Source organism: Ancylobacter sp. (genome assembly GCF_965229075.1).
Taxonomy (GTDB): Bacteria; Pseudomonadota; Alphaproteobacteria; order Rhizobiales; family Xanthobacteraceae; genus Ancylobacter.
Genome location: NZ_CBDDIO010000002.1, coordinates 3515355 through 3536588 on the forward strand (window position 1 = coordinate 3515355; position 21234 = coordinate 3536588).

The following is a 21234-nucleotide window of genomic DNA, read 5'->3' on the forward strand; positions in this document are numbered from 1 at the left end:
CCGGGCATGAGCCTCGCCGCGCTGTTCTTCTATCTCTTCGCCGGGGTCGCCGTGGCCTCGGCCTTCATGGTCATTGCGTCGCGGAACCCGGTCCATTCGGTGCTGTTCCTGATCCTGACCTTCGTCAACGCCTCGGGCCTGTTCATCCTGATCGGCGCCGAATACATCGCGATGCTGCTCATCGTGGTCTATGTCGGCGCGGTCGCGGTGCTATTCCTGTTCGTGGTCATGATGCTGGACGTGGATTTCGTCGAGCTGCGCCAGGGCTTCCTGCAGTATGTGCCGGTGGGCGTGCTGATCGGCATGGTGTTCCTCGCCGAGCTGGTGCTGGTCGTCGGCTCGTGGACCTTCGGCGCCGGCGTCACCGGTGCGGTCACCTCCGCCGCGCCCGGCGTCTCGAACGCGGTCGCCATCGGCCGGGTGCTGTACACGGACTATGTCTATTTCTTCCAGGCGGCGGGCTTCATCCTGCTGGTCGCCATGATCGGTGCCATCGTGCTGACCCTCCGCCACAAGGAGAACGTCAAGCGCCAGAGCATCCCGGTCCAGAACGCGCGCACCAAGGCGATGGCGATCGATGTCGTCAAGGTGCCTTCCGGCAAGGGGCTCTGAGCCATGGCGATCGGCCTTCCGCACTATCTGACCGTCGCGGCGATCCTGTTCACGCTTGGCACGCTCGGCATCTTCCTCAACCGGAAGAACGTCATCGTCATCCTGATGTCGGTGGAGCTCATCCTGCTGGCGGTGAACATCAACCTCGTCGCCTTCTCCGTCTTCCTCGGCAACATCGTCGGACAGGTCTTTGCCCTGTTCGTGCTGACGGTCGCCGCCGCCGAGGCCGCCATCGGCCTCGCCATCCTCGTGGTGTTCTACCGCAATCGCGGGTCGATCGCCGTCGAGGACATCAACACCATGAAGGGCTGAGCGGGCTTCATGTACCAGGCGATCGTATTTCTTCCCCTCGTCGGCTTTCTCATCGCCGGCCTGTTCGGCCGGCTGATCGGCGCCCGCGCCTCGGAGCTGGTGACGACCGGTCTGCTGATGATCTCCGCCTTCTTCGCGTGGATCGTGTTCTTCCAGACCGCCTTCGGCGGTCATGACGGCACGGTGGAGCTGTTCACCTGGTTTGCGTCGGGCAAGCTCGATGTGACCTGGGCGATCCGCGTCGACACGCTGACCGCGGTGATGCTGATCCTCGTCACCACCGTGTCCTCGCTCGTGCACCTCTATTCCATGGGGTACATGCACGAGGACCCCAGCCGTCCGCGCTTCTTCGCCTATCTCTCGCTGTTCACCTTCGCCATGCTGATGCTGGTGACGAGCGACAACCTCGTGCAGCTGTTCTTCGGCTGGGAGGGCGTCGGCCTCGCCTCCTACCTGCTCATCGGCTTCTGGTACGACAAGCCGTCGGCGTGCGCGGCGGCGATGAAAGCGTTCATCGTCAACCGCGTCGGCGATTTCGGCTTCGCGCTCGGCATCTTCGCCGTCTATCTCATGACCGGCTCGGTGGCTTTCGAGCAGGTCTTTGCGGCCGCGCCCTCGTTGATGGACAAGAACATCTTGTTCCTCGGCCATGAGTGGCACGCGCCGACCGTGATCTGCCTGCTGCTGTTCATCGGCGCCATGGGCAAGTCGGCGCAGCTCGGCCTGCACACCTGGCTGCCGGACGCTATGGAAGGCCCGACCCCGGTTTCGGCGCTCATCCACGCCGCCACCATGGTGACGGCCGGCGTGTTCATGGTCGCGCGGCTGTCGCCGCTGTTCGAGCTGTCCACGACGGCGCTCAATGTGGTGCTGTTCGTCGGTGCGTCCACCGCCTTCTTCGCGGCGACGATCGGCTGCGTGCAGAACGACATCAAGCGAGTGATCGCCTATTCCACCTGCTCGCAGCTCGGCTACATGTTCGTCGCGCTCGGCACCGGCGCCTATTCCGTCGGCGTGTTCCACCTGCTCACGCACGGCTTCTTCAAGGCGCTGCTGTTCCTTGCCGCCGGCTCGGTCATCCATGCGATGCACCATGAGCAGGACATGCGCCACATGGGCGGTCTGTGGCGGAAGATCCCCTTCACCTACGCCACCATGATGATCGGTGGCCTGGCGCTGACGGGCTTCCCCTTCACCGCCGGCTATTTCTCCAAGGACGCGATCATCGAGACCGCCTTCGTCAGTCACAGCCCCGCCGCCACCTATGCCTGGGTGATGACGGTGGCGGCGGCGGCGCTCACCGCCTTCTACACCTGGCGGCAGATGTTCATGACGTTCCACGGCAAGACGCGCGCGGATCACCACACCTACGATCACGCGCATGAATCACCGCTGACCATGCTCATCCCGCTCGGGGTTCTCTCGCTCGGCGCGCTGTTCGCCGGCATGATCCTCTACCCGTACTTCGTCGGGCACGATGTCGATCACTTCTTCCGGGAGTCGATCTTCATGGCGTCGGACAACAAGATCCTGGAAGAGATGCATCACATTCCCGGCTGGGCGAAGTGGGCCCCGACGGTGATGATGGCGCTCGGCTTCGCCGTCGCCTACTGGATGTACATCGCCAACACCGCCGTGCCGAAGGCGCTCGCCAAGCAGAACGACGTTCTGTACCGCTTCCTGCTCAACAAGTGGTACTTCGACGAGCTGTATGACTTCCTGTTCGTTCGCCCGACCATGTGGCTGGGCCGCTTCCTGTGGAAGCAGGGCGACATGCGGGTCATCGACGGCTACGGCCCGAACGGCGTCTCGGCCCGCGTCATCGACGTGACCAACCGCGTCGTGCGGCTGCAGACCGGCTATCTCTACCACTATGCGTTCGTGATGCTGGTGGGCGTCGCGGCCCTCATCACCTGGTTCATGTTCGGGGGCGCGCACTGATGTATGAGTGGCCCATTCTCTCCGTCGTCACCTTCCTGCCGCTCGTCGGCGCGCTGCTGATCGTCCTGATGATCCGCGGCGACGACGAGGTCGCCAAGCGCAACGCCCGCTGGGTGGCGCTGTGGGCGACCCTCGTCACCTTCGTCATCTCGCTGCTGCTGCTGGTCGGCTTCGATGCGTCGAACCCCGACTTCCAGTTCACCGAAGTCCAGCCCTGGCTGGGCGATGTCGCCGCCTACCGCATGGGCGTGGACGGCATTTCGCTGCCCTTCATCGTGCTGACCACGCTCCTGATGCCGATGTGCATCCTGGCGAGCTGGGAATCGATCCAGCACCGCGTGAAGGAGTACATGATCTGCTTCCTGGTGCTCGAAACGCTGATGATCGGCACCTTCGCGGCGCTGGACCTGCTGCAGTTCTACTTCTTCTTCGAAGGCGGCCTGATCCCGATGTTCCTCATCATCGGCATCTGGGGCGGCAGGCGGCGCATCTACGCGACGTTCAAGTTCTTCCTCTACACCCTCGCCGGCTCGGTGCTGATGATGCTCGCCATCATGGCGATGTACTGGCAGGCCGGCACCACCGACATCACCCAACTGCTGACCTTCAACTTCCCCTCGGGGATGCAGCACTGGCTGTGGCTGGCCTTCTTCGCCTCCTTCGCGGTGAAGATGCCGATGTGGCCGGTCCACACCTGGCTGCCCGACGCGCATGTCGAAGCGCCGACCGCCGGCTCGGTCATTCTGGCCGGCATCCTGCTGAAGATGGGCGGCTACGGCCTGCTGCGCTTCTCGCTGCCCATGTTCCCGGAGGCGTCGGCCTATTTCGCGCCCTTCGTCTTCACGCTCTCGGTGATCGCGATCGTCTACACCTCGCTGGTCGCGCTGATGCAGGAGGACATGAAGAAGCTGATTGCCTACTCCTCCGTCGCCCATATGGGCTATGTGACGATGGGCATCTTCACCCTGACCCAGGAAGGCATCCAGGGCGCGGTGTTCCAGATGGTCAGCCACGGCTTCGTCTCGGGAGCGCTCTTCCTGTGCGTCGGCGTGGTCTATGACCGCATGCACACCCGCGAGATTTCCGCTTATGGCGGCCTCGTGTTCCGTATGCCGATCTACGCCACGCTGTTCATGGTGTTCACCATGGCCAATGTCGGCCTGCCGGGCACGTCGGGCTTCATCGGTGAGTTCCTCACTTTGCTCGCCACGTTCGGCCGCAACACTTGGGTCGCCTTCTTCGCCACAACAGGCGTGATCCTCTCGGCGGCCTATGCGCTCTGGCTCTACCGCCGGATCATTTTCGGTCCGCTGGAGAAGGACAGCCTGAAGGGCCTCGGCGACGTGAACGCCCGCGAGATGGCCTCGCTCGTGCCGCTGCTGTTCTTCACCATCCTGTTCGGCGTCTGGCCGCAGCCGATCCTCGACGCCTGCAATGTCGCGGTGAACGCGATCGTTGCCCGCGCCGACATCGCCGTCGGCGCCGTCAAGGCCGCCGCGCTGGTGCTGCCTTGATCCGACCCATGACCATCGCGGAGCCCGTCCAATGACCCTCTCCCTCGCCGCGCTCGGCCCCGCGCTGCCCGAACTGCTGCTGGCGCTATCCGCGCTGGCGCTGCTCATGATCGGCGCCTTTGCCGGGCCGAAGTCGACCGATACGGTGAACGGGCTGGCGCTCGCCGCTTTGTTCGGCGCGCTGGTGCTGGTGCTCATCGGCCCCGCCGATGCGACGCTGTTCAACGGCGCCTTCCAGGTCGACGCGTTCGGCCGCTTCATGAAGGTGCTGGCGCTCATCGGTGCCGGCGGCACGCTGGCCATGTCGGTGGACTGGCTGAAGATCGAGAAGCAGGATCGTTTCGAGTACCCGGTTCTGGTGCTGCTCTCGACCCTCGGCATGATGGTGCTGATCTCGGCCGGCGACCTCATCGCGCTCTATATGGGCCTCGAACTGATGAGCCTCGCGCTCTACGTGATCGCCGCCAATAACCGCGATTCCGTGCGCTCCACCGAGGCCGGCCTGAAGTATTTCGTGCTCGGCGCGCTCTCCTCCGGCATGCTGCTCTACGGTGCCTCGCTGATCTATGGCTTCACCGGCTCGGTGAACTTCGCCCAGATCGCCCAGGCGGCGCGCGAGCCCTCGCTCGGGCTGATCTTCGGCATCGTGTTCACCTTCGCCGGCCTGTGCTTCAAGGTCTCGGCCGTGCCGTTCCACATGTGGACGCCGGACGTGTATGAGGGCGCGCCGGCGCCCGTCACCGCCTTCTTCGCCTCGGCGCCGAAGGTTGCGGCCATGGCGGTGTTCGTGCGCTTCGCCATGGAGGCGCTGCCCAACGTCGTTCATCAGTGGCAGCAGATCATCGTCTTCGTTTCCATCGCGTCGATGGCGCTCGGCTCCTTCGCCGCTATCGGCCAGCGCAACTTCAAGCGCCTGATGGCCTATTCCTCCATCGGCCATATGGGCTTCGCCCTGGTCGGCCTCGCCGCCGGCACGGAGCAGGGCGTGCAGGGCGTGCTGGTCTACATGGCGATCTATCTCGTCATGACGCTCGGTACCTTCGCCTGCATCCTGTCGATGCGGCGCAAGGACGGAATGGTCGAGAGCTATGACGAGCTCGCCGGCCTCGCCCGCACCAGCCCGGTGAAGGCGTTCATGCTGGCGGTGCTGATGTTCTCGCTCGCCGGCATTCCCCCGCTCGCGGGCTTCCTCGCCAAGTACTACGTGTTCCTGGCGGCCATCGAGGCCGGGCTGTACACGCTCGCCGTCATCGGCGTGCTCACCAGCGTGGTCGGCGCGTTCTACTATCTGCGCATCGTCAAGATCATGTATTTCGACGAGCCGGCGGCGGCCTTCGAGCCCATGCGCTCGGAGCCGCGGGTGGTGCTCGCCATTTCCGGCACCTTCACCCTGCTGTTCTTCGTCTATCCCGCGCCGCTCATCGCGGCGGCGGCGGCGGCGGCCCGGGCGCTCTTCTGAGAATGGCGCCCACGCCGGTCGCGACGCCGGTCGTCCGTTTCGACACCGTCGGTTCGACAAACGAAGCCGCGCTCGCCCAGGTGGGCGGCGCGGCGCCCTGCTGGTTCGTCGCTGCGCGGCAAACCGGCGGACGCGGCCGGCGCGGCCGGCCCTGGGCGTCCGAGCCCGGAAATCTCTATGCTTCGCTGCTGCTGGTCGATGCCGCGCCGGCGGCGCGCCAGCCCGAGCTCTGCTTTGTCGCCGCGCTCGCGCTCTATGACGCCGTGCGTGCCGTTACCGGCATCGACCCGCTGCGCATCGGCCTCAAATGGCCCAATGACGTGATGATTGACGGCGCCAAGCTGGCCGGAATCCTGCTAGAGGGCACGCTGGCGCCCGGCGGTCGGGCGGCGACAGTGATTGGCTTCGGGGTCAATTGCGCGCACCATCCCGCCGACACGCCTTATCCCACCACGGACCTTGCCGCCGCCGGCTACCCCACCGACCCGCCGGCGCTGCTCGCCGCGCTCGATGCGGCGATGGTGGCGCGGCTGGCGGAGTGGGCGCGGGGCGCGGGCTTCGCCGCCACCCGGGAAGCCTGGTTGTGCCGCGCCAGCGGCCTCGGCAAGGCGATGACGGCCCGGCTTGGCAGCCGGGAGGTTGCGGGAGTATTCGAGGCACTCGATTTTTCGGGCGCCATGGTGCTGCGCCGCAGTGACGGTGTGCGCGAAACGATCAGCGCCGGCGACGTGTTTCCCACGCCCGCCGCGCCAGTGTGAAAGGCAGGAATGTGAGCAAGTGGCCGGACGAACTGGTCTTCGCCCCCCTCGGTGGGGTCGGCGAGATCGGTATGAATCTCGGGCTGTATGGTCTGGGGCCACGCAACCGGCGCAAATGGCTCGCGGTCGATCTCGGCATCTCCTTCGCGCCGCCGGAAGTGCCGGGCATCGACATCATCATGCCCGATGTCGGCTTTCTCGAACGTGAGGCCGATGCCGGCAACCTCGCCGGCCTCGTCATCACCCACGGGCACGAGGACCATATCGGCGCGCTGGTGGATCTGTGGCCGCGTCTCGGCTGCACCGTCTACACCACGCCCTTCACCCATGCGCTGGCGGAGGCGCGACGCCTCGGTGAGCCGGGTGCGCCGAAGATTCCCTTCCATATCGTTCCCACGGGCGGGCGGACCAGGATTGGCCCGTTCGACGTGGAATTCGTGCCGGTCGCGCATTCCATTCCCGACAGCCATTCGCTGGCCATCCGCACCCCGCTCGGGCTGGTGGTGCACACGGGCGACTGGAAGATCGACCCGACGCCGGTGGTCGGCAACGTCACCGATCCCGCGCGCTTCACCGCGCTGGGCGATGAGGGCGTGCGGGCGATCATCTGCGATTCCACCAATGCCATTCGCGACGGCATCTCGCCCTCGGAAGTGGATGTGCAGGCCGCGCTGCACGATCTGATCGCCGCCGCCCCGCACCGTGTGGCGGTGACGACCTTCGCTTCGAATGTGGCCCGCATCCGCTCCATCGCCGAGGCGGCGGTGAAGGCCGGGCGCGAGGTGGTGCTCGTCGGGCGGGCGATGGAACGGGTGATCGGCGTGGCGCGCGAGCAGCACATGCTCGACGGGCTGCCGCCGTTCCGTCCCGTCGATGCCTATGGGTTCCTGCCGCGCGACAAGGTGGTCGCCATCCTCACCGGCAGCCAGGGCGAGCCGCGCGCGGCGCTGGCGCGCATTGCCGATGACGACCACCCCGACATCGCCCTGTCGCCGGGCGACCATGTGATCTTCTCCTCGCGCACCATTCCCGGCAATGAGCGGGCGGTAAACCGCATCATCAACGCGCTGGTGCTGCAGGGCATCAAGGTCATCACCGACCGCGACGGGCTGGTGCATGTGTCCGGCCATCCGCGCCGGGGCGAGCTGGAGCAGATGTATAAATGGCTGCGCCCGCAGGTGGCGGTGCCGGTGCATGGCGAGCCGCTGCATCTGTCCGAACATGCCGAGCTCGCCCGCCGCATGGGCGCGCGCGAGGTGATCCGGCTGGTCGATGGCGATGTGGTGCGCCTCATCAGCGCCGATCCCTCGCTGGGGGCGGAGGTGATCGAGGAGATTCCCTCCGGCCGGCTCTACAAGGACGGGCAGGTGCTGGTCGGCGCCGAGGACCCGGCGATTTCCGAGCGGCGGCGGCTGTCCTTCAGCGGGCTGGTGTCGGTCGCCATCGCCATGTCGTCCAAGGGCGAGGTGGTCGGCGACCCCATGATCGACCTCTCTGGCCTGCCGCGCCTCGGCATTGGCGGCACGCCGCTCGACGAGGTGGTGGAGGACGCCGTCCTGAACTGCCTCGACGGCCTGCCCAAACCGCGCCGGCGCGACCCGGATGCGGTCGCGGAATCGGTGACGCGGGCGGTGCGCGCCCAGATCAACGCCGCCTGGGGCAAGAAGCCGCTCTGCCATGTGCTTGTGATCACGGTATGACAGGCGGGCCGGGAGCCGGCGGGCGCGGGAGGTGAGCCCTTTCCGTGCCGCCGGCGTATCCCCGGTGCCGGCGCGTCCGCGCGGCGGAACGGGGAGGGGACTTGCATGATCGGCCGTCTGAACCACGTCGCCATCGCCGTGCCGGACCTTGAGGCGGCGATCGCCACCTATCGCGACACGCTCGGCGGCGAGGTGTCCGGCGTCACGCCGCAGCCGGAGCATGGGGTGAACACGGTGTTCGTCACCCTGCCCAACACCAAGATCGAGCTGCTCGGCGCCCTCGGGGAGAACTCGCCCATCGCGAAGTTCCTCGAACGCAACCCGGAAGGCGGCATTCATCATCTCTGCTACGAGGTCGAGGACATTCTTGCCGCCCGCGACCGCCTGCTGGCGGCGGGGGCGCGGGTGCTGGGCTCGGGCGAGCCGCGTCTCGGCGCGCATGGCAAGCCGGTGCTGTTTCTCCACCCCAAGGATTTTCTCGGCACGCTGGTCGAGCTGGAACAGGCGTGAGGCGGCATAATGGGCGTCGGCACCTATATCGCGATCTATTTCATCGTCTGGTGGGTGGTGATTTTCACCGTCCTGCCCTTCGGCGTGCGCTCCCAGCATGAGGACGGCGCGGTCGAGGACGGCACCGAGCCGGGCGCGCCGCAGCAGCCCATGCTGCTGCGCAAGGCGCTGGCGACGACGGTGATCTCCGCCATCCTCGTTCTCATCTTCGCCTGGCTGGTGGAGACGGACCGGCTGAACTCCGACATGCTGCCCATGCCGTTCCCGCTCTATCAGGCCAAATAGGCGGCGCCCTGCCGGCAAAAAGGCAAAAAAAGAGGCGGGACCGAAGTCCCGCCTTCCTTATCTGGCCGCCCGCACCTGATTCCGCGCCGTTTCGACGTCTGCCAGGGGGCTTTCTTAGCCGTCATTCCTCCCGAGACCTGGACCGATCAGCACGCTTCTCAAAGCGTTCAGCGGACCTCTTTCTAGAGGCCGGCACTCTAGCAAAATTTAGAACCTTGTCATCCTTGCGTCGCAATACGAGTATGGTGCGATGCAACAAAAATGGGCGCGGATCGGGCATCAAGCCTTAAGTTGAGGCAGTCTTTGCGCCATTCGCCCGAGCCAATGGGGCAAGGGCTTGTGTTTTGTGAGGCGATCCGGTTTCACTCCGCCATCGCCGCCACGCAGCCGATCCCGGCCGAATCGTGAGTTTCCGCTGATGCGCCTTTCCCGCTACTTCCTTCCCATCCTCCGCGAAGTCCCGAAGGAAGCGGAAATCGTCTCGCACCGCTTCATGCTGCGCGCCGGCATGATCCGGCAGGAGAGCGCCGGCATCTATGCGTGGCTGCCGCTGGGCAAGCGCGTGCTCGACAAGATCTGCAACATCATCCGCGAGGAGCAGAACCGCTCCGGCGCCATCGAGATCATGATGCCGACCATCCAGTCGGCCGATCTCTGGCGCGAAAGCGGGCGCTATGACGACTATGGCAAGGAGATGCTCCGCATCAAGGACCGGCACGAGCGCGACATGCTCTACGGGCCGACCAATGAGGAGATGCTGACCGAGATCGTCCGCGCCTATGTGAAGTCCTACAAGGACTTGCCGCTGAACCTCTACCACATCCAGTGGAAGTTCCGCGACGAGGTGCGCCCGCGCTTCGGCGTCATGCGCTCGCGCGAATTCCTGATGAAGGACGCCTATTCCATCGATCTCGACTTCGAGAGCGCGGTCGTCGCCTATAACCGGATGTTCGTGGCGTATCTGCGGACCTTCGCCCGGCTCGGGCTGAAGGCGATCCCCATGGTCGCCGACACCGGCCCGATCGGCGGCAATCACAGCCATGAGTTCATCATCCTCGCCTCGACCGGCGAGAGCCAGGTGTTCTGCCATGCCGACTATCTCGACATGGCCACGCCCGAGGCGGGCGTCGACTTCCGCGATCCCGCCGGCCTGCAAGACATCGTGAACCGCTGGACCAGCCTTTATGCGGCCACGGAAGAGAAGCATGACGAAGAGGCCTTCGCGGCGATTCCCGAGGAACAGCGGGTGTCGGCGCGCGGCATCGAGGTGGGTCACATCTTCTATTTCGGCACCAAATATTCCGAGCCGATGGGCGCCAAGGTGACGGGCCCCGATGGCGTGGAGACGCCCGTGCATATGGGCTCTTACGGCATCGGTCCCTCGCGTCTCGTCGCCGCCATCATCGAGGCGTCGCATGACGAGAACGGCATCATCTGGCCGGAGGCGATCGCGCCGTTCCGCGTCGGCCTCTTGAACCTCAAGGTGGGCGATGCGGCGACGGACGAGGCCTGCGAGGCGATCTATGCCGAGCTGACCGCGCGCGGCGTCGATGTGCTCTATGACGACACTGCGGAGCGGCCCGGCTCGAAATTCGCCACCGCCGACCTGATCGGCCTTCCCTGGCAGATCATCGTCGGGCCGAAGGGCCTGGCGGCCGGCACGGTGGAGCTGAAGCGGCGAGCGGATGGTTCGCGCGAGACGCTGACCATCGCGGCGGCGCTGGAGCGGATCATCGGTTGAGTTGAAGGCGCGTGCCGGCCGATCAGGGCCGGGCGAGGGGCGGAGCAGGCATGGCGGCCAAGAGCGCAGCGCGTCGGACCAAGGCAGCGAAGACCGCGTCGGCGGGCGCCGGCGCGGAGCCCACGGGCTCCAGGCCGTTCAGCGCCTTCGAGTGGATGCTGTCGCTGCGCTATCTGCGCGCGCGCCGCAAGGAAGGCTTCATCTCGGTCATCGCCGGCTTCTCCTTTCTCGGCATCATGCTCGGCGTGGCGACGCTCATCATCGTCATGGCGGTCATGAACGGCTTCCGCACCGAGCTGCTGTCGAAGATTCTAGGGCTGAACGGCCATATGCTGGTGCAGCCCATCGACGGGCCGCTCACCGATTATGACGCCGTCGCCAAGCGCATTGCCGGCGTACCGGGGGTCAAGCTCGCCGTGCCGCTGGTGGAAGGCCAAGCGCTCGCCTCCTCCGCCTTCAATGCCGGTGGCGTGCTGGTGCGCGGCCTCTCGGAGGCCAGCCTGCGGGCGCTGCCGGCCATCGGCTCCAATATCCGCACCGGCACGCTGGACGGCTTCGACGAGGGTTCCGGCGTCGCCATCGGCAGCGGCCTCTCCAAGCAGCTCTCGCTGCAGGCCGGCGACAATCTCACCCTCGTCGCCCCGCGCGGCGCGGTGACGCCCATGGGCACGACGCCGCGCATCAAGGTCTACAAGATCGCGGCTGTGTTCGAGATCGGCATGTCGGAATATGACAGCGCCTTCGTGTTCATGCCGCTGGCGGAAAGTCAGGCCTATTTCAACAAGGATGGCGATGTGACCGCCATCGAGGTCTATGTCGACCATCCCGATGATGTGGAGCGCTACCGCCCGCTGGTGCAGGCGGCGGCGGAGCGGCCGATCTACATCGTCGACTGGCGCCAGCGGAACGCCACCTTCTTCAACGCGCTGCAGGTGGAGCGGAACGTGATGTTCCTGATCCTCACGCTGATCGTGGTGGTAGCGGCCTTCAACATCGTCTCTGGCCTCAACATGCTGGTGAAGGACAAGGGGCGCGACATCGGCATATTGCGCACGATGGGCGCCACCAGCGGGGCGATCATGCGCATCTTTCTCGTCACGGGCGCCGCCATCGGCGTGGTCGGCACGCTGGCCGGCTTCCTGCTCGGGCTCATCGTCTGCCTCAATGTGGAGGAGATCCGCCAGTTCATCTCCTGGCTCACCGCCACCGAGCTGTTCTCGCCGGAGCTGTACTATCTCAGCCGCCTGCCGGCCGAGCTGAACGCCGGCGAAACCGCCACCGTGGTGCTGATGGCGCTCATCCTGTCCCTTCTCGCCCCGCTCTACCCGTCCTGGCGCGCCGCGCGCCTCGATCCGGTGGAAGCGCTGCGCTACGAATAGGAGGGCGCCATGTCGACCGCTCACCCCAAGGCTGCGCTGCGGCTTGAGAGCATCGAACGCCGCTACGCCCAGGGCGAGGGCACGCTGGAAATTCTGCGCGGCACCAATTTCACCGTGATGGAAGGCCAGTCCGTGGCGCTGGTCGCCCCTTCCGGCACCGGCAAGTCCACCCTGCTGCATATTGCCGGCCTGCTGGAACATCAGGACGCCGGCGAGGTGTTCATCGGGGACACCGGCACCGCCGGCCTGTCGGACGCCGAGCGCACCCGCATCCGCCGCGTCGATGTCGGCTTCGTCTACCAGTTTCACCATCTGCTGCCCGAATTCTCCGCGCAGGAGAATGTGATGCTGCCGCAGATGATCCGCGGCCTGCCGCGCCGGGAGGCGGCGCAGCGGGCGAAGGAACTGCTCAGCTATCTCGGCCTCGGCAAGCGGCTGGAACACCGGCCGGGCGAACTTTCCGGCGGCGAGCAGCAGCGCGTCGCCATCGCCCGCGCCGTCGCCAACGCGCCGCGCGTGCTGCTGGCCGACGAGCCGACCGGCAATCTCGACCCGCACACCGCCGACCATGTATTCCACGCGCTGTCGCAGCTGGTGGAGGCGACGGGGCTGGCGGCGGTGATCGCCACCCATAATCTCGACCTCGCCGACCGCATGCACCGCCGGGTGACGCTCCGCGAGGGACAGGTCGTGGAACTCGCCTGACACGGACGAACCACAAGTGCGCAACGTCATCCTGAGGTGCGCGGCGGAGCCGGGCCTCGAAGGAGGAAGGCTTGGCGCAGCCTACTCGCGCGGCCCGGCATGACGTACGGCGATTCGGCGTGCAGGCGTCGGGAGCGTTTTCGTTTCGTCAACCATGAACCGGAACGAAAGAAGAACATGGCTTGATCATGTGGATTGCGGGAGTCATGTTCTCTCTATGTTCCAGGGAGGTCGACATGATCCGTGTTCTCGTTCAGGAAGCCGCCGCTCTCGCGTCCATCGCTCTGTTCGTCGCCATGATCGGCCTGTGGGCCGGGGTGATCACCGGGGTTTGAGGGTGTGGAGCCCCGCTCACGGGCTATGAAGGCCGATGGCCCGTCCGCCCGGGGGCATGAAGGCTTGCAGCCTTCAGCCCGGGGGCAGAAAGGCGTTCCGCCTTTCGCCGGGGATAGCGGGGAGGACGGCCGCGACGGGTGGACGCCGCCGGCGGCGATGCCCACCATAGGGAGTTTCGAGTCGCAGGAGGGATGTGAGATGGCGCAGGCTGATGTCGGGTTCGTGCATCTGCATGTTCATTCCTCCTTCTCCCTGCTGGAAGGCGCGCTGAGCATCGGCAAGCTCGCCGATCTCGCCAAGAAGGACCGCCAGCCCGCCATCGCCCTCACCGACACCGGCAATCTCTTCGGCGCGCTGGAATTCTCGGAGAAGATGGCCGGCGCCGGCATCCAGCCAATTCTCGGCTGCGCCGTGGCGGTGGATTTTCCCGGCACCGCTCCCCGCGGCCCCGCCGGGCAGGAGCGCCCGCGCATCGTCCTCCTCGCGATGAACGAGGAGGGGTGGACGAACCTCATGGAGTTGGTGTCGCGCTCCTTCCTCGACACCGCCTCCGACGGCGCCCCCCACATCAAGGCGGACTGGCTGGAGGGCCGCTCCGCCGGTCTCATCGCTCTCACTGGCGGTCCCATCGGCCCCATCGACCGCGCGCTCGCGGCCGGCAGCGCCGACCATGCGGAGCAGCGCCTGGCCACGCTGCACGCCCTGTTCGGCGACCGGCTTTACGTGGAAATTCAACGCCATGGCGTCGCCGAGGAACGCCGGGTCGAGCCGGCGCTGATAGAACTCGCCTACCGCCTCGACTTGCCGCTGGTGGCGACCAACGAACCGTTCTTCGCCGCCCAGGACGATTATGAGGCCCATGACGCCCTCATCTGCATCGCCGAAGGCCGCCTCGTCGCCGAGCCCGACCGGCGCCAATTAACGCCGGAGCACCGTTTCCGCACCCGCGGGGAAATGGCGGAGCTGTTCGCCGATCTTCCGGAAGCCCTTGCCAATACGGTGGAAATCGCCCAGCGCTGCGCCTATCGCCCGCGCACGGTGAAGCCGATCTTGCCGCGCTTCACCCTCGACCGCGACGAGGCAGAGGAGTTGCGGCTGCAGGCCGAAGAGGGGCTGCGCAACCGTCTGGCGGTCCACGGGCCGACGGAGGGTCTGACGGTCGCGGACTATGAGGCGCGGCTGGCCTTCGAGCTCGGTATCATCGAGCGGATGAAGTTCCCCGGCTACTTCCTCATCGTGTCGGACTTCATCAAATGGGCGAAGGCACAGGGGATTCCGGTCGGCCCGGGCCGTGGCTCCGGCGCGGGTTCGCTGGTCGCCTATTCGCTCACCATCACCGATCTCGATCCGCTGCGCTTCGGCCTGCTGTTCGAACGCTTCCTTAATCCCGAGCGCGTGTCGATGCCGGACTTCGACATCGACTTCTGCCAGGAACGCCGCGACGAGGTGATCCGCTACGTCCAGCAGCGCTATGGCCGCGATCAGGTGGCGCAGATCATCACCTTCGGTACGCTACAGGCGCGCGGCGTGCTGCGCGATGTCGGCCGGGTGCTGGAAATGCCCTATGGCCAGGTCGACAAGTTGTGCAAGCTGGTGCCGCAGAACCCGGCCAATCCGGTGACGCTGAAGCAGGCGATCAACGACGAGCCGCGCCTGCAGGGCGAGAGCGACGCCAACCCGGTGGTCAAGCGCGCCTTCGACATCGCCACCCGGCTGGAGGGCCTTAACCGCCACGCCTCCACCCATGCGGCCGGCATCGTCATTGGCGACCGGCCTCTGGCGCGACTGGTGCCGCTCTATCGAGACCCGCGCTCGGACATGCCCGTCACCCAGTACAACATGAAATGGGTGGAGCAGGCGGGGCTGGTGAAGTTCGACTTCCTCGGCCTCAAAACCCTCACCGTCCTGCAAACCGCCGTCCGTCTGGTCGCCCAGCGGGGAATCACGCTCGACCTGTCGACGATTCCGCTCGACGATAAAAAGACTTACGACATGCTGACCCGCGGCGAGACGGTCGGCGTGTTCCAGGTGGAAAGCGCCGGCATGCGGCGGGCGCTGGTCGACATGAAGCCGGACCGGCTGGAGGACATTATCGCCCTCGTCGCCCTGTACCGGCCGGGCCCGATGGCCAATATCCCCGTCTATTGCGCGGTCAAGAACGGTCAGGAAAAGGCGGCCTATGCGCACCCGGCCCTGGAAGCCAGCCTGAAGGAGACCTACGGCGTCATCATCTACCAGGAACAGGTGATGCAGATCGCGCAGACGCTCTCCGGCTATTCGCTGGGCGAAGCCGATCTTCTGCGCCGCGCCATGGGCAAGAAGATCCGCGCCGAGATGGACAAGCAGCGTGAGCGCTTCGTCAGCGGTGCGGTGGAACGCGGCGTGCCGAAGGCGAAGGCGTCGGAGATCTTTGACCTGCTCGCCAAATTCGCCGATTACGGCTTCAACAAGAGCCACGCGGCCGCCTATGCGCTGGTGTCCTACCAGACCGCCTATATGAAGGCGAACTACCCGACCGAGTTCATGGCCGCCTCCATGACGCTGGACATGGGCAATACCGATAAACTGGCGGAATTCCGGCAGGAATCGCAGCGTCTCGGCATCGAGGTCGTGCCGCCCTCGGTAAATCACTCCGGGCGCGACTTCGCCGTGAAGGACGGGCGCATTCTCTATGCGTTGGCGGCGATCAAGGGGGTCGGCGGCCATTCGGTCGACGCCATTGTCGAGGCGCGGGGCGAGCGCCCCTTCACCAGCCTCGCCGACTTCGCCTCGCGCATCAACGCCAAGGCGCTGAACAAGCGGACGATGGAAAGCCTGGTCAATGCCGGGGCATTCGATGCGCTGGAGAAGAACCGCGCGCGGGCCTCGGCGGCGATCGACTGCATGCTCGCCCATGCGGCATCGGTCGGGGCCGAGGTGGCGTCGGGGCAGGGCAACATGTTCGGCGGGCCGTCGGTCGCGGCGGAACTGCCGATTCCCAGCGCCGCGCCGTGGCTGCCGGCGGAGAAGCTCCAGCGCGAGTACGATGCCATCGGCTTCTTCCTCACCGGCCACCCGCTGGACGATTACGGCAAGGCGCTGGACCGGCTGCGCGTGCAGCGCTGGACCGATTTCACGCGTTCGGTGCGGGCCGGCTCCATGGCCGGGCGGCTTGCCGCGACCGTGGTGAGCCGGCAGGAGCGCCGCACCAAGACCGGCAACAAGATGGGTATTGTCGGCCTTTCCGATCCGTCCGGGCAGTTCGAAGCGGTGCTGTTCTCCGAAGCGCTGGCGCAGTACCGGGAGTTGCTTGAGCCCGGCAAGGCCCTGCTGCTGCAGGTGTCGGCTGAGTTGCAGGGCGAGGATGTGCGCGCGCGTATCCAGACCGTGGAGCCGCTCGACCAGGCGGCCTCGAAAATGCAGAAGGGCATGCGCGTGTTCCTGCGCTCGCCCGAGCCCTTGGAAAGCGTGGCAACCCGGCTCGGGTCGCTCGGTGGCGCACGGGGCGACGGCGAGGTGTCGCTGGTGCTTTTGTTGGGTGAGCGCGGTGACACCGAAGTCGAGGTCAAGCTCCCCGGCCGCTTCAGCCTGTCGCCGCAGATCGCTGGCGCTCTGAAGGCGGTGCCCGGTGTCGAAATGGTCGAGATGGCGTGACGCCACCGCGAAAGGCGCCTGCGCGACGCGTGCAGCGTTAGAGGCCCCGGTCCGGGCTGCCTCTACTTGCCGATTCTCCTCTTCCTGTGGCGCGCTTCATCATGCCCGCCGGGTCCAGCGTGCAATTCAGAGTCTGTTCCCGGTTGTATTCAACCTTAGTGACGTGCAGTGCTGCGTCGCCAAGGGCGGAAACGCGATGTTTCGGAGTGTGGTGCGGTATGTCTGTGTGTTTCTGAACAAATGCGCAGATTTTATTCGATTACTGAGTTTCGTTTGTGCTTGATCTTTGCGGCAGGCATGCCCTTTTTACCGCGCAGCACAAGGGAAGGTGTTCGGGGCGGTGGTATTCGAGGGTTCAACGACACGTCGGGCGATTTTGATCCTGGGCATGCATCGCGGCGGTACGTCGGCGCTCACGCGCACGGTCAATCTGCTGGGGGCGGCCACGCCGCAGACCTTGATGGGTGCGACCTCGAACAATCTGCGCGGTCACTGGGAATCCAAACCGATCGTCGATCTCAACGACGAAATCCTCGCCGCGTGCGGGCACCGCTGGTATTCGCGCCAGCGGATCGCGGTCTGTGCGAGCGAGGTCGTGCGGGCGCGGGGCATGTGGTCCCTGCTGCGTGATACGCTGGAAAGTGAGTTTGGCGGCGCCTCCACGGTGGTGCTGAAGGACCCGCGCATCAGCCGGCTGGTTCCGCTCTATCGGGACGTCCTCGACGAACTGGGCTATGCGACCGAGGCTGTTCTCACCTTGCGCAACCCGCTGGAGGTTGCGCAATCGCTGGCGCGCCGCGACCAGATGGAGCCGCGGCGGGCTATCGGTGTGTGGATGCGTTACACGCTGGATGCCGAGCGGGAGACACGCGGCCTGCCCCGGGCTCTCGTCGTCTATGAGGAATTGTTGGCGGATTGGCGCGCCGCCACCAGCCGGATGAAGCAGCATCTGGGTGGATCCTGGCCGGAGGTGTCCGCGGAGGCGGCCGCCGACATCGACGCCTTCCTCACGCCTGAACTACGTCATCATACGATTGAGTTGCCCGGCGCCGGGTTTGGTCGCGCCGCGATTGCCGGCTTGCTGTACCGTGACATGGCGCAGGCTCTCACGGAGCGGCCCGCCGCCACGCCGGGTCTCGTCGCCTCCACGCTGGCGGAGCTTAGCCTGCGGACCGGCCGCGCCTCGAGCGGCCTTGTGGCGCACAACGCTGCGCGCTGACGCGCGGCGGACTTGCCACGGGAACGGCGCTCCCCTATAAGCCGCGCCATTCCGCACGCGGACTCGCGGCCGGGAGCCCCTCGTCACAACCTGACGCTGGCTTCATGACCGCTCCGGTGCCGTCAGCCGAATTCCTCGGCACGGCCATGTCCGCGGAGGCCCAACCGGATGAGAGACGACAATGGCGCTTCCTGACTTCACCATGCGCCAGCTCCTGGAAGCTGGCGTGCACTTCGGGCATCAGTCCCACCGCTGGAACCCGAAGATGGCTCCGTTCATCTTCGGCACCCGCAACAACATCCACATTCTCGACCTGGCCCAGACCGTGCCGGCGCTGCACCGCGCCCTGCAGGCGGTGTCCGACACCGTGGCCCGTGGCGGCCGCGTGCTGTTCGTCGGCACCAAGCGTCAGGCGGCCGATGCCGTGGCGGATGCCGCCAAGCGCTCGGCGCAGTATTATGTGAACTCCCGTTGGCTCGGTGGCATGCTGACCAACTGGAAGACCATTTCCCACTCCATCGCCCGCCTGAAGAAGCTCGAAGAGCTGCTCGCGGCCGGCGAGGGCGTCGGCTACACCAAGAAGGAGCGCCTGACGCTCCAGCGCGAGAAGGAAAAGCTCGATCGCGCCCTTGGCGGTATCCGTGACATGGGTGGCATTCCCGACCTGCTGTTCGTGATCGACACCAACAAGGAAGACCTCGCCGTCGCCGAGGCCCGCCGCCTTGGCATTCCGGTCGCGGCCATCCTCGACACCAATTGCGATCCGGACGGCATCGCCTTCCCGGTTCCCGGCAATGACGACGCCGGTCGCGCCATCAACCTCTATTGCGACCTCGTAGCCCGCGCCGCCATCGACGGCATCGGCCGCTCGCATGGCGATCTCGGCATCGACGTTGGCGCGGCCGAGGCCCCGCTGGTCGAGGACCTGCCGGCGGAGACCGCCTGGACCAGCCTCGAAGCCCTCTCGGGTCCGCGCGGCATCGCCGATGACCTGAAGAAGCTCATCGGCGTGTCGCCGGCGATCGAGAAGCAGCTGACCGACCTCGGCATCTTCCACTTCTGGCAGATCGCCGCCCTCAATGCCGACGACGCCCATCGTCTCGGCGAAGAAGTCGGTCTGCCGGGCCGTGTCGATGGTTGGGTGGCGCAGGCCAAGGAGCTGACCGCCGAGGTCGAGTGACCCCGGCGTCCGCTTCGCGACGGCGTCACATTCCGGCGCCAAGCATTGTATCGCACGGCCGGCCCGGATTTTGTCCGGCCGGCCGTGTCGTCGATAGACACAGAGATCGTTGAGGAACGGAACATGGCCAACATCACCGCGGGCATGGTGAAGGAGCTGCGCGAGAAGACCGGCGCCGGCATGATGGACTGCAAGGCCGCGCTGACCGAGGTCGACGGCGACATCGAGGCCGCCATCGACTGGCTGCGCAAGAAGGGTCTCGCCAAGGCCGCCAAGAAGGCCGGGCGCGTCGCCGCCGAGGGCCTGATCGGCCTCGCCGTATCGGGCACCACGGGTGTCGTCGTCGAAGTCAACTCCGAAACCGACTTCGTCGCGCGCAACGACCAGTTCCAGCAGCTCGTGCGCGACATCGCCACCGTCGCGCTGAGCGCCGAGGACGATGTCGAGGCGGTGAAGGCCGCGGCCTATCCGGCCGGCGGCACCGTCGCCGAGGCGATCAACAACGCGGTCGCCACCATCGGCGAGCACATGAACCTGCGCCGCTCCAAGAAGCTGGCGGTGTCGGCGGGCGCCATCGGCGCCTATGTCCACGGTTCGGTGGGCGAAGGCCTCGGCAAGATCGGCGTGCTGGTCGCGCTGGAATCCGAAGGCAAGGCGGATGAACTCGCCGCGCTCGGTCGCCAGATCGCCATGCATGTCGCGGCTGCCAACCCGCAGGCGCTCGACGCCGCCGGTATCGACGCCGACGTGATTGCCCGCGAGAAGGGCGTGCTCGCCGAGAAGGCCAAGGCCTCCGGCAAGCCCGACAACGTGGTCGAGAAGATCGTCGAGAGCGGCCTGAAGACCTTCTACAAGGAAGTGACTCTCGTCGAGCAGGCGTTCATCCACGATCCGTCCAAGACGGTCGCCCAGGCGGTGAAGGAGAGCGAAGGCAAGGTCGGCGCGCCGATCAAGCTGGTCGGCTTCGTCCGCTTCGGCCTCGGCGAGGGCGTCGAGAAGCAGGAAAGCGACTTCGCCGCCGAAGTCGCGGCCGCTGCCGGCGTCTGAGCGCGTTGTTACGTTGATAAGTCACGCCGGGCCGCCCACGGGCAGTCCGGCGTGTTTTACTGTGCGCGCCACCCCGAGTCGCGCCAAGCCAGAGGTGCCCCATGTCGATCCCCGAGCCGCACGGCGCCCTTTTCGAGCGCGTCCTGGTCAAGGTGTCCGGTGAGGCGCTGATGGGGAACGAGGCGTTCGGGCTGCACTGGCCGACCATCGAGCGCATCGCTCAGGATCTCGTGGAGGCCCGCGCCACCGGAACCGAGATCGCGGTTGTCGTCGGCGGTGGCAACATCCTGCGCGGCGCCAGCGTGGCGGGGCAGGGGCTCGACCGCGCCACGGCCGACCATATGGGCATGCTGGCGACGGTGATGAACGCGCTGGCGCTGGAGAAGGCGGTCGAGAAGGCCGGCGTTCCGGCCCGCACCCTTTCCGCCATTCCCATGCCGACCATCTGCGAGCCCTATGCCCGCCAGACCGCCTCGCGCCATCTGGGGCGCGGGCGCGTCGTTTTGCTGGCCGGCGGCACGGGCAACCCCTATTTCACCACCGACACCGGCGCCGTGCTGCGCGCCGCCGAGCTTGAATGCGACGCGGTTATGAAGGCGACCAATGTCGACGGCGTCTACACCGCCGATCCCAAGCACGATCCGTCGGCTCGGCGCTATGAGCGGCTGACCCATGACGAGGCGCTGGCCAAAGACCTGAAGGTGATGGACGCTGCCGCCTTCGCGCTGGCGCGGGAATCGAAGCTGCCGATCGTCGTGTTCTCGATCCGCGAGCCGGGGGCGATTGCCGCCGCCATTCGCGGCGAGGGGCGCTCCACGACGGTAGCGCCGTAGCCTTCGCCACCAAATTGGCGTCCCGCGCCCGTGGTGCGGGCATGGTTGTCGCCTAACGCTTGCCATGCGC

At 66.3% G+C, this 21234-nt stretch carries 17 protein-coding genes; all 17 read left to right on the plus strand.

The features are described from left to right. Positions 1 to 6 precede the first annotated feature (6 nt). The 17 genes from ACO07Z_RS22330 to pyrH all read left to right on the plus strand — a co-directional run bounded on the left by ACO07Z_RS22330 (position 7) and on the right by pyrH (position 21164). The gene (locus ACO07Z_RS22330; protein ID WP_421700700.1) at positions 7 to 612 is read left to right on the plus strand and encodes an NADH-quinone oxidoreductase subunit J; all 606 of its coding nucleotides are present in this window, start codon (positions 7 to 9) and stop codon (positions 610 to 612) included. A gap of 3 nt (positions 613 to 615) precedes the next feature. Next, entirely contained in the window at positions 616 to 924 is a 309-nt protein-coding gene (gene nuoK / locus ACO07Z_RS22335) for an NADH-quinone oxidoreductase subunit NuoK (protein ID WP_244376396.1), read from the plus strand. Between the two features lie 9 nt (positions 925 to 933). After that, the gene (nuoL, locus tag ACO07Z_RS22340) at positions 934 to 2865 is read left to right on the plus strand and encodes an NADH-quinone oxidoreductase subunit L (RefSeq protein WP_421700701.1); all 1932 of its coding nucleotides are present in this window, start codon (positions 934 to 936) and stop codon (positions 2863 to 2865) included. Beyond that, positions 2865 to 4379 carry an NADH-quinone oxidoreductase subunit M gene (locus ACO07Z_RS22345; protein ID WP_421700702.1) on the plus strand — a complete coding sequence of 505 codons (1515 nt, stop codon included), beginning with the start codon at positions 2865 to 2867 and terminating at the stop codon, positions 4377 to 4379. Before nuoL ends, ACO07Z_RS22345 begins: the two co-directional genes overlap by 1 nt. A 31-nt stretch (positions 4380 to 4410) precedes the next feature. Continuing rightward, entirely contained in the window at positions 4411 to 5838 is a 1428-nt protein-coding gene (gene nuoN, locus ACO07Z_RS22350) for an NADH-quinone oxidoreductase subunit NuoN (protein WP_421700703.1), read from the plus strand. Positions 5839 to 5840: 2 nt separating this feature from the next. After that, positions 5841 to 6596 (plus strand): biotin--[acetyl-CoA-carboxylase] ligase, encoded by a 756-nt coding sequence (locus ACO07Z_RS22355; RefSeq protein ID WP_421700704.1) that lies wholly within the window; start codon positions 5841 to 5843, stop codon positions 6594 to 6596. A gap of 71 nt (positions 6597 to 6667) precedes the next feature. Beyond that, a complete protein-coding gene (locus tag ACO07Z_RS22360; protein WP_421700864.1) occupies positions 6668 to 8296 on the plus strand; it encodes a ribonuclease J in 1629 nt (542 codons plus the stop codon). Positions 8297 to 8401: 105 nt separating this feature from the next. Next, positions 8402 to 8806, plus strand: coding sequence for a methylmalonyl-CoA epimerase (gene mce / locus ACO07Z_RS22365; RefSeq protein WP_421700705.1), 405 nt, complete (start codon positions 8402 to 8404; stop codon positions 8804 to 8806). 9 nt (positions 8807 to 8815) lie between these two features. Beyond that, positions 8816 to 9091 carry a DUF1467 family protein gene (locus ACO07Z_RS22370; RefSeq protein ID WP_244376403.1) on the plus strand — a complete coding sequence of 92 codons (276 nt, stop codon included), beginning with the start codon at positions 8816 to 8818 and terminating at the stop codon, positions 9089 to 9091. A 418-nt stretch (positions 9092 to 9509) separates the two neighbouring features. Further along, positions 9510 to 10832 carry a proline--tRNA ligase gene (proS, locus tag ACO07Z_RS22375; protein ID WP_421700706.1) on the plus strand — a complete coding sequence of 441 codons (1323 nt, stop codon included), beginning with the start codon at positions 9510 to 9512 and terminating at the stop codon, positions 10830 to 10832. 50 nt (positions 10833 to 10882) lie between these two features. After that, positions 10883 to 12211, plus strand: coding sequence for a lipoprotein-releasing ABC transporter permease subunit (locus tag ACO07Z_RS22380; protein WP_421700707.1), 1329 nt, complete (start codon positions 10883 to 10885; stop codon positions 12209 to 12211). A gap of 9 nt (positions 12212 to 12220) precedes the next feature. Further along, positions 12221 to 12916 (plus strand): ABC transporter ATP-binding protein, encoded by a 696-nt coding sequence (locus tag ACO07Z_RS22385; RefSeq protein ID WP_244376405.1) that lies wholly within the window; start codon positions 12221 to 12223, stop codon positions 12914 to 12916. Positions 12917 to 13450: 534 nt separating this feature from the next. Next, the gene (gene dnaE / locus ACO07Z_RS22390) at positions 13451 to 16885 is read left to right on the plus strand and encodes a DNA polymerase III subunit alpha (protein ID WP_421700708.1); all 3435 of its coding nucleotides are present in this window, start codon (positions 13451 to 13453) and stop codon (positions 16883 to 16885) included. 340 nt (positions 16886 to 17225) lie between these two features. Continuing rightward, a complete protein-coding gene (locus tag ACO07Z_RS22395) occupies positions 17226 to 18104 on the plus strand; it encodes a sulfotransferase family protein (RefSeq protein WP_421700709.1) in 879 nt (292 codons plus the stop codon). A gap of 181 nt (positions 18105 to 18285) precedes the next feature. Beyond that, on the plus strand, positions 18286 to 19284 hold the full coding sequence (locus ACO07Z_RS22400) for a 30S ribosomal protein S2 (protein ID WP_421700710.1): 999 nt from the start codon (positions 18286 to 18288) through the stop codon (positions 19282 to 19284). Between the two features lie 123 nt (positions 19285 to 19407). Then, on the plus strand, positions 19408 to 20331 hold the full coding sequence (tsf, locus tag ACO07Z_RS22405; protein ID WP_421700711.1) for a translation elongation factor Ts: 924 nt from the start codon (positions 19408 to 19410) through the stop codon (positions 20329 to 20331). Positions 20332 to 20432: 101 nt separating this feature from the next. Further along, positions 20433 to 21164: a UMP kinase gene (gene pyrH / locus ACO07Z_RS22410; RefSeq protein ID WP_244376410.1), complete on the plus strand. Its 732-nt coding sequence runs from the start codon at positions 20433 to 20435 to the stop codon at positions 21162 to 21164. Positions 21165 to 21234: the final 70 nt, after the last annotated feature.

Coding starts and splice junctions, on each gene's coding strand:
- ACO07Z_RS22330 (WP_421700700.1), top strand. CDS start 7: ATGAGCCTCGCCGCGCTGTTCTTCTATCTCTTCGCCGGGGTCGCCGTG.
- nuoK (WP_244376396.1), top strand. CDS start 616: ATGGCGATCGGCCTTCCGCACTATCTGACCGTCGCGGCGATCCTGTTC.
- nuoL (WP_421700701.1), top strand. CDS start 934: ATGTACCAGGCGATCGTATTTCTTCCCCTCGTCGGCTTTCTCATCGCC.
- ACO07Z_RS22345 (WP_421700702.1), top strand. CDS start 2,865: ATGTATGAGTGGCCCATTCTCTCCGTCGTCACCTTCCTGCCGCTCGTC.
- nuoN (WP_421700703.1), top strand. CDS start 4,411: ATGACCCTCTCCCTCGCCGCGCTCGGCCCCGCGCTGCCCGAACTGCTG.
- ACO07Z_RS22355 (WP_421700704.1), top strand. CDS start 5,841: ATGGCGCCCACGCCGGTCGCGACGCCGGTCGTCCGTTTCGACACCGTC.
- ACO07Z_RS22360 (WP_421700864.1), top strand. CDS start 6,668: ATGAATCTCGGGCTGTATGGTCTGGGGCCACGCAACCGGCGCAAATGG.
- mce (WP_421700705.1), top strand. CDS start 8,402: ATGATCGGCCGTCTGAACCACGTCGCCATCGCCGTGCCGGACCTTGAG.
- ACO07Z_RS22370 (WP_244376403.1), top strand. CDS start 8,816: ATGGGCGTCGGCACCTATATCGCGATCTATTTCATCGTCTGGTGGGTG.
- proS (WP_421700706.1), top strand. CDS start 9,510: ATGCGCCTTTCCCGCTACTTCCTTCCCATCCTCCGCGAAGTCCCGAAG.
- ACO07Z_RS22380 (WP_421700707.1), top strand. CDS start 10,883: ATGGCGGCCAAGAGCGCAGCGCGTCGGACCAAGGCAGCGAAGACCGCG.
- ACO07Z_RS22385 (WP_244376405.1), top strand. CDS start 12,221: ATGTCGACCGCTCACCCCAAGGCTGCGCTGCGGCTTGAGAGCATCGAA.
- dnaE (WP_421700708.1), top strand. CDS start 13,451: ATGGCGCAGGCTGATGTCGGGTTCGTGCATCTGCATGTTCATTCCTCC.
- ACO07Z_RS22400 (WP_421700710.1), top strand. CDS start 18,286: ATGGCGCTTCCTGACTTCACCATGCGCCAGCTCCTGGAAGCTGGCGTG.
- tsf (WP_421700711.1), top strand. CDS start 19,408: ATGGCCAACATCACCGCGGGCATGGTGAAGGAGCTGCGCGAGAAGACC.
- pyrH (WP_244376410.1), top strand. CDS start 20,433: ATGTCGATCCCCGAGCCGCACGGCGCCCTTTTCGAGCGCGTCCTGGTC.